The 7,944-nt window shown below is 44.9% G+C and carries 7 protein-coding genes and 1 pseudogene; 5 read left to right on the top strand and 3 right to left on the bottom strand.

Annotated features, from left to right (window positions below):
* Window positions 1-100: 100 nt before the first annotated feature.
* Window positions 101-1,006: an agmatinase gene (gene speB / locus A3763_RS11930; RefSeq protein WP_068509222.1), complete on the top strand. Its 906-nt coding sequence runs from the start codon at window positions 101-103 to the stop codon at window positions 1,004-1,006.
* A 149-nt stretch (window positions 1,007-1,155) separates the two neighbouring features.
* Entirely contained in the window at window positions 1,156-2,112 is a 957-nt protein-coding gene (locus A3763_RS11925; protein ID WP_082865344.1) for an alpha/beta fold hydrolase, read from the top strand.
* Window positions 2,113-2,248: 136 nt separating this feature from the next.
* On the opposite strand, the gene A3763_RS11920 is transcribed toward A3763_RS11925, so the two are convergent.
* Complete coding sequence (locus tag A3763_RS11920; RefSeq protein ID WP_068509224.1) at window positions 2,249-2,593, bottom strand: hypothetical protein; 345 nt, start codon at window positions 2,591-2,593, stop codon at window positions 2,249-2,251.
* Between the two features lie 167 nt (window positions 2,594-2,760).
* Entirely contained in the window at window positions 2,761-3,060 is a 300-nt protein-coding gene (locus A3763_RS11915; protein ID WP_068509226.1) for a DUF2782 domain-containing protein, read from the bottom strand.
* Window positions 3,061-3,212: 152 nt separating this feature from the next.
* On the opposite strand from A3763_RS11915, the gene polA reads away from it, so the two are divergent.
* The 3 genes from polA (at window position 3,213) to A3763_RS11900 (ending at window position 7,753) form a co-directional block, all read left to right on the top strand.
* On the top strand, window positions 3,213-5,948 hold the full coding sequence (gene polA / locus A3763_RS11910) for a DNA polymerase I (protein WP_068509228.1): 2,736 nt from the start codon (window positions 3,213-3,215) through the stop codon (window positions 5,946-5,948).
* Window positions 5,948-6,889, top strand: a complete 942-nt coding sequence (locus A3763_RS11905) for an acyl-CoA dehydrogenase family protein (protein ID WP_068509230.1) — start codon at window positions 5,948-5,950, stop codon at window positions 6,887-6,889. The genes polA and A3763_RS11905 overlap by 1 nt, the downstream gene beginning before the upstream one ends.
* Window positions 6,890-7,138: 249 nt before the next feature.
* The gene (locus A3763_RS11900; RefSeq protein ID WP_068634284.1) at window positions 7,139-7,753 is read left to right on the top strand and encodes a hypothetical protein; all 615 of its coding nucleotides are present in this window, start codon (window positions 7,139-7,141) and stop codon (window positions 7,751-7,753) included.
* Here A3763_RS11900 and A3763_RS28620 read toward each other — a convergent pair.
* Window positions 7,750-7,944: pseudogene (locus A3763_RS28620) on the bottom strand (IS3 family transposase); the annotation flags it as partial. The gene A3763_RS11900 and the pseudogene A3763_RS28620 sit on opposite strands and share 4 nt — an antisense overlap.

Genomic DNA, 7,944 nt, shown 5'->3' with positions numbered 1-7,944 from the left:
GGCTATCGCGATCTGGAATTCAGAAACTGATACGCTTCGAATAGTCAAAGAGTTCGGCTATGACGACTTCAAAAACCGTTTATCATAAGGGGCATAGAGCATGGATTTAGACACAAACGAATTTGACCAACTCGCAGCGCCTGGCTATCCCATTTTTTTAGGTTCAGAGTTTAAACACCCTAAACCTGAAGACGCCTTTTTTCATATTTTGCCCATACCCTATGAGGAGTCTGTTTCTTACGGCGGCGGCACAGGCTTAGGTCCAGCGGCTATTTTAGAAGCTTCCTGGCAGCTTGAAACTTGGGACGGTACAAGTAATCCTAGTACGAAAGGTATTTATACTCACCCTCCTGTCGACATGGCAGGAAGTGCAGAGCAAGTCATTGCAAACATCGCACTTGCCACAACAAATATAATTGAGCGCGGTGGTTTCCCTATTGGCTTAGGCGGCGAACATACGGTGACCTATGGCATTATTAAAGGGCTTCTGGATGCTGGCATAGATGACTTTGGTGTGGTGCAAATCGATGCCCATGCCGACTTGCGCGAAGCGTACGAAGGCAACCCGTATAGCCACGCCTCCGTAATGAAACGCATCGTTGATTTGGGTGTCCCTTTATTTCAGCTGGGTATTCGCGCGTACTGCGAAGAAGAAATGCGGACTCGCAAAGCACACGGTGTACGTCATATCGATGCGGACATTTTAGTGCCCCAAAATATCCAAAAAATAGATTTGCCTGATAACTTCCCGAGCAAAGTGTTCTTTACGCTAGACATTGATGGCATGGACCCTTCCGTATTTCCCTCAACAGGCACGCCCGTGCCAGGTGGGCTTGGCTGGTATCAAACATTGTCCTTATTTGAGTCAGTCGCAAAACAATGCGAAATCATCGGTTTCGATATTACCGAGTTCGCACCAATCAAAGGCTTTCATGCTTACGAATTTTCGGCAGCACTCCTGACATATAAAATGATGGGCATTATTGAAAGGCTTCAATCTAGGTAATTTACCCACCGGTAAGATTCATTTCTCATTATTGTGGCTCTCTTTAAGTCTGAATTGGCATTACTCTAACTGACCAAATAAATGTCCATCTCACAGAGTGTTTGTTCTTTGTGGGTAAGGTTATATGAGTTCCTTAAGATAGGTTGATTATGAGAATTAGAAAAAAAGCCGCGCTAACTGTTTTGGGTCTGCTGATATGTGTTGTCAGTGTAAGCTTCTTGTATGTAAAGCGCCTTGCTAAAGGTGACCTGCCAAAGTGGGACCCTGAAGGCTATTTAACAGTCGATGCCAATGGCATGAAATTCTCGGTAAATGTTCGTGGCGATAAGGTAAATACGCCGGTTATATTACTTCATGGCTTTCCTGAGTCTGCGGTTATGTGGGATAAGCTTATGGATGAGCTTGCGACCAAAGATTACTACGCTATTGCCCCCAACCAGCGTGGCTATAGTTCAGACGCTAGACCTGGCGAGCTTAAGTCGTATGAATTAGATTACCTGGTTTCTGATGTGTTACAGATTGCTGATAATCTAGGGATAAAGAAATTTCACTTAGTGGGCCATGATTGGGGTGCTGGTGTGGGTTGGAAGCTCGCGGCTGACTATCCCGATCGTGTGATCAGTTATGTGGCTATTTCAGTGCCTCATATTGATTCTTTCGGAAAGGCCTACAGAGAAGATCCGGATCAATACGAATCAAGTGACTATATTCGCTTCTTTCAGAAAAAGACCATACCCGAATATGTCTTAGCTCAAAATGATTATGAAAAATTGCGAGCTGTTTGGACTAGTCATGAGGATGCAGAAACTGAACACTACTTAAATATCCTCAAACAAGAGCATGCACTAACGAGCGCTTTAAACTGGTATCGCGCAAACTTTCCAGCATTTGATGTCGGTTTAAACATTGGACAAGTTGATGTACCAACGACTTTTATATGGGGTAATCAGGATGTAGCGTTAAAGCGCTCGGGGGTTGTGGGTACGCGTGACTTGGTTAGTGCTGAGTATGAGGTTATTGAGATGGAAGCGGGCCACTGGGTTATTCAAGAAAAATACGAAGAGTTATCTCGCCATATTCTTGGCCATCTTGCAAAGCAGCGTTGAAATTTGCTGCCTGGATTTTGAGGCAAAAAAATACCCACCAAGTTTAATTAGATTAGTATCTGATAAACAGGGCGGGTGAAACTTCGCTGCTAAAGGGGTTGGTATAGCAGCGTTGTTTTTAAAACTCTAGAGTAAGCTAAGCTGTTTCAGCTTCTTTCTTTGGTGCTGCTTTTTTAGCTGGTGCTTTTTTAGCTGCTGCTTTTTTAGCTGGTGCCTTCTTTGCTGGAGCTGCTTCTTCTTTCTCGATTTTAGAGATGATGTCTGAAGCGTAGTCAGCAACGATCTTGTTTACTTCACGTGCTTTGCTATAAGCGATGTCAGAAACTTCGTCGTGCTTAGCTTTTACAGTGTCTAGCTTGTATAGCTTTTCGATGTACTCGAAAGATGCAGCTGCAAGTGCTTTGTGCTGCTCTTCAACAGTAGCGATTGCTTTTTCAACGATGTCTTGAACTTGCTCTTGGTAAGATTTGATAGTGCCCATGATAGTATCCTTTTCTCTGTAAGTATCTCAGCGCTGTGGATTTAATTTCCACAAATTCTTAATTCACCACCAACGATACGCTGATAAATTAGAATATTCATACTAAGCAAAGGTATTAACGCAAATAAATTGTTGGGCTTGGCAAGGAGGACGTTAAGAGGGAAGTGCTACCACTCGAACAATACCCAGCTAGGCACAAGGACTTGTGAGCGATCTTCGCGGATCCAGGCATTGCCATCCTGAGGCACTAAATAATAAGTAGGGCCAATCTTTGGAACGACTTTAATTTCTTTTAGAACGCCATTCACACGATATTCGTAAAAAGTTTTGTTATCCTCATTGCGAATAACGATCTCAGGCTCAGCAGGCTGAATAGATTCCTCTGCATGTGCGGATGTTATAGCGAACATGCTGGCTTGAGTTGCGAGTAGAGTTACTAATAAAGTTGGGCGTAATATCTTTCGCATATGAACTCCTGTATGAGCGTTGACGAATAAAAATATCTGTTCTGTATTGTCGTTTTTTCTTACTATACCACTGTGCCAGTGATTACTCACCGGACTTTTAATTTCAAAACCCAGCTCTTACCAGCATCTAAACAATTATAGATACGCAATTTATGACAACAAATACCGAGCAATCTCAAACACTTCCTACCGTTTTGGTGGATGGATCATCTTATTTATTCCGGGCTTTTCATGGTTTACCTCCTTTAGTTAATTCTAAAGGCCAGCCAACCGGAGCAATTAAAGGTGTGATCAGCATGCTTAGAAGGCTGGAAACCGACTATCCAGGCTCTAAAGTAATTGTGGTTTTTGACGCTAAAGGTAAGAACTTTCGTCATGAAATTTACCCTGACTATAAAGCGAATCGTCCACCGATGCCTGATGATTTACGTTCTCAGATCGCGCCGATTCACGAGATCATTGAAGCAATGGGTTTGCCTTTACTCATCATTCCTGATGTCGAAGCGGATGATGTGATTGGTGCCTTGGCGCATCAGGCAACGCAAAAGAAGATCGATGTGGTGATCTCAACTGGCGATAAGGATATGGCTCAGTTAGTGACAGAGCATGTGACGCTGATCAATACCATGACCGATACCAAAATGGATATTCAAGGCGTCGAAGATAAGTTCGGCGTTCGCCCTGATCAGATCATTGACTACTTAGCTTTGGTTGGCGATTCGGTTGATAATATTCCCGGCGTGCCGAAGTGTGGCCCGAAGACGGCGGTAAAGTGGTTAACGGCTTATGGTAGCATGCAGGGTGTTATTGATAGTGCCGATGAGGTGAAAGGTAAAGTTGGCGAGAACCTGCGTGATAGCTTATCGTTTCTACCGATGTCTTATGAGTTGGCAACGATCAAAACTGAAATAGATTTGCCGGAAGCGCTAGAGGATATCAGCCACAAAGAAACTGACCACCGACGATTGTTAGCACTATTTAGCGAGTATGAATTCCGGTCTTGGGTCACTGCCCAAGAAAGAGCCTTGAACAGTGCGGGAGATGATGCGGAACAAGCAGAAGAGCCGGTAGTTGAGCATAATTGCGACTACCAGACTATTCTTGACAAAGATGCGTTTGCGCTTTGGTTTAACAAACTTAAGTCGGCGGACTTATTTGCTTTTGATACCGAGACCACCAGCCTCAACTATATGGAAGCCGAGGTGGTAGGTGTTTCCTTCGCCTGTAATGCAGAGGAAGCAGCTTATGTGCCTTTTTGTCATGATTACTTGGATGCGCCCGAGCAGTTAGATAAAGATTGGGTACTTGATCAACTAAAGCCACTTCTGGAGAGTAGTGAGCAGCTTAAAGTTGGCCAAAACCTGAAATACGATAAAAGTGTATTGGCCAATCATGGTATTGAGCTTCAAGGTATTGCGCACGATACGATGATTGAATCTTATGTGCTGAACTCCACGGGAAGTCGTCACGACATGGATACTCTGGCCGAGAAGTACTTGGGCAGAAAAACCATCCACTTTGAAGATATCGCCGGGAAGGGAGCCAAACAGCTTACCTTCAACCAAATAGCTCTAGAGCAAGCCGGGCCTTATGCCGCAGAAGATGCCGAGATTACTTTGGCGCTTCACCATGCAATCTATCCGCAATTAGAAAAGATTGAAGGGCTGGCGAAGGTTTATCATGAAATAGATAAGCCTCTGTTGTCGATTCTGTCAAAAATAGAACGCACAGGTGCGGTGGTTGACGCTCATATTCTAGGGCAGCAGAGTCAGGAATTAGCCGAACGAATTGTTGAGCTAGAGCGTGAAGCTTATGACTTGGCGGGTGAAGAGTTCAACTTAAGTTCACCAAAACAGTTGCAAGCGATATTCTTTGAGAAACTAGGGTTGCCGATCATCAAGAAGACGCCCAAGGGTCAACCTTCAACCGCCGAGCCGGTCTTACAGGAATTAGCACTTGACTACCCGCTGCCTAAGTTAATTCTTGAGCACCGTAGTCTGGCAAAACTCAAGTCGACTTATACCGATAAACTTCCGCAGTTGATTAATCCGGGAACAGGGAGAATTCATACTTCTTATCATCAGGCTGTCACCGCGACAGGGCGTTTATCTTCTAGTGATCCGAACTTGCAGAATATTCCGATTCGAAGCACCGAAGGTCGAAAGATTCGTCAGGCTTTTGTTGCACCCGACGGTTATAAGCTTATCGCAGCCGACTATTCGCAAATAGAACTGAGAATTATGGCGCACTTGTCTCAAGATAAGGGCTTGTTGGAGGCATTTGCTCAAGGAGAAGACGTACACCGTGCGACTGCTGCAGAAGTCTTCGATGTTTCTGTTGAAGAGGTGAGTGCTGATCAGCGCCGCAAAGCCAAAGCCATTAACTTTGGTTTGATTTACGGTATGTCGGCATTTGGTTTGGCGAAGCAAATCAATGTATCTCGAAAAGAAGCAGCGCAATATATTGATCGTTATTTCGAACGTTACCCAGGTGTACTTGAGTACATGGATAGAATCCGGGCTCAAGCACATGATGATGGTTATGTCGAAACCGTTTTTGGTCGTCGTTTATATCTTCCTGAGATAAATGCTCGAAATAAAATGCTTCAGCAAGCAGCAGAGCGGACGGCGATTAATGCACCAATGCAAGGTACGGCGGCAGATATTATCAAAAAGGCGATGATAAAGGTCGATGCCGCACTTGAAGGTGCTGGTCTTGACGCAAAAATGATTATGCAGGTGCATGATGAATTGGTGGTTGAAGTCGCTGAGGGCCAGGTTGAAGGTGTCAAAGCTTTACTGATTGAAAATATGATGTCTGCCGCAGATCTTGATGTTCCGCTTATTGTTGAGGCTGAAGTAGGTGACAATTGGGATCAGGCGCATTAATGAGTGACTCCCAACGCATACTTGAATCGTTGCTTAAGAACGATACAAAGCTTTGGCAGGCGATGCCGATGTCAGAATGGTTTGCTCATTTCAAACAAGCTACAGGCAGCTTTTCCAACTCGATTGATCGGGCGATACTAGCAGGCAGAATGAGTGCCAGTGTCGGTTTTGCTTTTGCAGGTGCATACCAGTCTGCTATCGAAGCGCTTTTTGGTTTGGAGGAAGCCCTACTGGCTTCGGTGTGTGTGACGGAAGCAGGAGGAAATCACCCTCGTGCTATTAATGCCCGGCTTTATACAGAAAAGGCGCAGCTCTATCTCTCAGGAGAGAAGTCTTTCGTTTCGGGAGCCGAAGATGCCGGCATGATTTACGTTGCTTGCCGAGATGAGCGTAGAGGAGATGGCCTTGATTTGTCGGGCCGCCCTCTGATTAAAGTTATCGCCTTAAATACGCAGCTTGAAGGAATTGCGATTCAGGAGATGCCGTCTCTCGGTTTTGTGCCTGAAATCAGCCACGGAAAAGTCATTCTTGACCGAGTCGCTATCAAGGAAAGTTATATCTTGCAGGGGGATGGCTACCTTCAATATGTAAAGGCCTTTCGCACTTATGAAGACTTGCATGTGTGTGCCGCGATTGCCGCTAACCGTATGGCCGAAGCCATTGCTTCAGATTGGGGGCAAGGCGCAATTGAAAAACATATCGCGCTAATACTGTCACTGCGAGAAGTGAATGCCATGCAACTAGATTCTTCTGCGGCACATATTGCCTTGTCTGCTTGTCGCTCACAGCTGAATGAACTAATCGCTGCAACGAATACTTTGTTCGAACAGAGTAATCCTCAAAAATACCAAAATTGGCAGCGTGATAGCCGCCTTTTGAAAGTGGCGGGTAAGGCCCTTGAAACGAGAACTCGAAAAGCTTGGGAAGATATCCTGAGCTAAAAATATTTTATGTGCCTTTCATGAGCTTCCTTTATCAGTAGATTATTGAAATAAAAGAACTTGTATCAATAACTTGAATCTGCCCTCAAAAATTATTTTCTCCTAAGTCTAAAAAATACCCACTTTGAACGTTTTGTGAGCTGGCGCACACAAAAATCTTTACTATCTTAAAAGGTCTGAATAATAAAAATTAACGCTATTTTCCGGGCGGAAGGTAGCGTCAATAGCTCATAGAAATGAGGAAACATCATGCGCCTTTCCGATCTGAATAAACTCTTACTAACGCTTTGTTGCTTAAGTTTAGCCGCTTGTAATGGGGGCAGTAGTGGAGGGGGATCTGGGGGCAGTGATGAGCCGGAGGCGGTTAGTCTGACAGGCGGTGGTATTAAAGGGCCTCTAGTTAATGCAATTGTTACTGTCTATACGGTTGATACCACAGCAGAAGACTTTAAAGGTGCAATAGTAGGTGAACCGGGCTCAACTAATGAACAAGCACAGATTATTGACCTGGTGCTGCCAACACCAATTGAGCCTCCTTATATTCTGGAGTTTACATCAGACGAAAATACGACTGATATTCTAACGGGGCAGGCACCCGTTATTTCCGAAATGCGAACCGTTATTACCCAAGCACTTCTTGATAATGGCGAGCAAATCTATGGCACACCTCTTACAACCATGGCGGTTGACTTGGCGATTCGTAATGCCGATGTCGATACCGGCCCTTGGGCTGACCGTGATGGCGATGAAATTACTGACCCGGGTTTAGGTGACGGCACTGCAACACCGGCTGAACTAGTGAGCGCGCTTCCAATAGCCGCGGCTCACGGCGTTTTTCAAGGTAGTTGTCGCCTGAGCATTTAAGCTGCTTGTTTTTCCTTCTCCGGGTTCAACTTAACGTCACCCACTTTCTCCCAGTTCCGCGTAGCTTTTGACCACCTTATTTGGTTCTTTCTTTTCATCTTGCGATAAAGCTCATCCCTCTTCGATAATATTTCTTCATCCAGACCTAAGTGCCTTTGCTCTGGGGTAACAAAGTTAATTCGACTATGCCG

This window comes from Oleiphilus sp. HI0128 (assembly GCF_001635365.1).
The sequence above is the reverse complement of the archived record's forward strand: the minus strand, read 5'-3'. Positions and strand labels throughout refer to the sequence as shown.

Coding starts and splice junctions, on each gene's coding strand:
- A3763_RS11915 (WP_068509226.1), bottom strand. CDS start 3,060: ATGCGAAAGATATTACGCCCAACTTTATTAGTAACTCTACTCGCAACT.
- speB (WP_068509222.1), top strand. CDS start 101: ATGGATTTAGACACAAACGAATTTGACCAACTCGCAGCGCCTGGCTAT.
- A3763_RS11920 (WP_068509224.1), bottom strand. CDS start 2,593: ATGGGCACTATCAAATCTTACCAAGAGCAAGTTCAAGACATCGTTGAA.
- polA (WP_068509228.1), top strand. CDS start 3,213: ATGACAACAAATACCGAGCAATCTCAAACACTTCCTACCGTTTTGGTG.
- A3763_RS11900 (WP_068634284.1), top strand. CDS start 7,139: ATGCGCCTTTCCGATCTGAATAAACTCTTACTAACGCTTTGTTGCTTA.
- A3763_RS11925 (WP_082865344.1), top strand. CDS start 1,156: ATGAGAATTAGAAAAAAAGCCGCGCTAACTGTTTTGGGTCTGCTGATA.
- A3763_RS11905 (WP_068509230.1), top strand. CDS start 5,948: ATGAGTGACTCCCAACGCATACTTGAATCGTTGCTTAAGAACGATACA.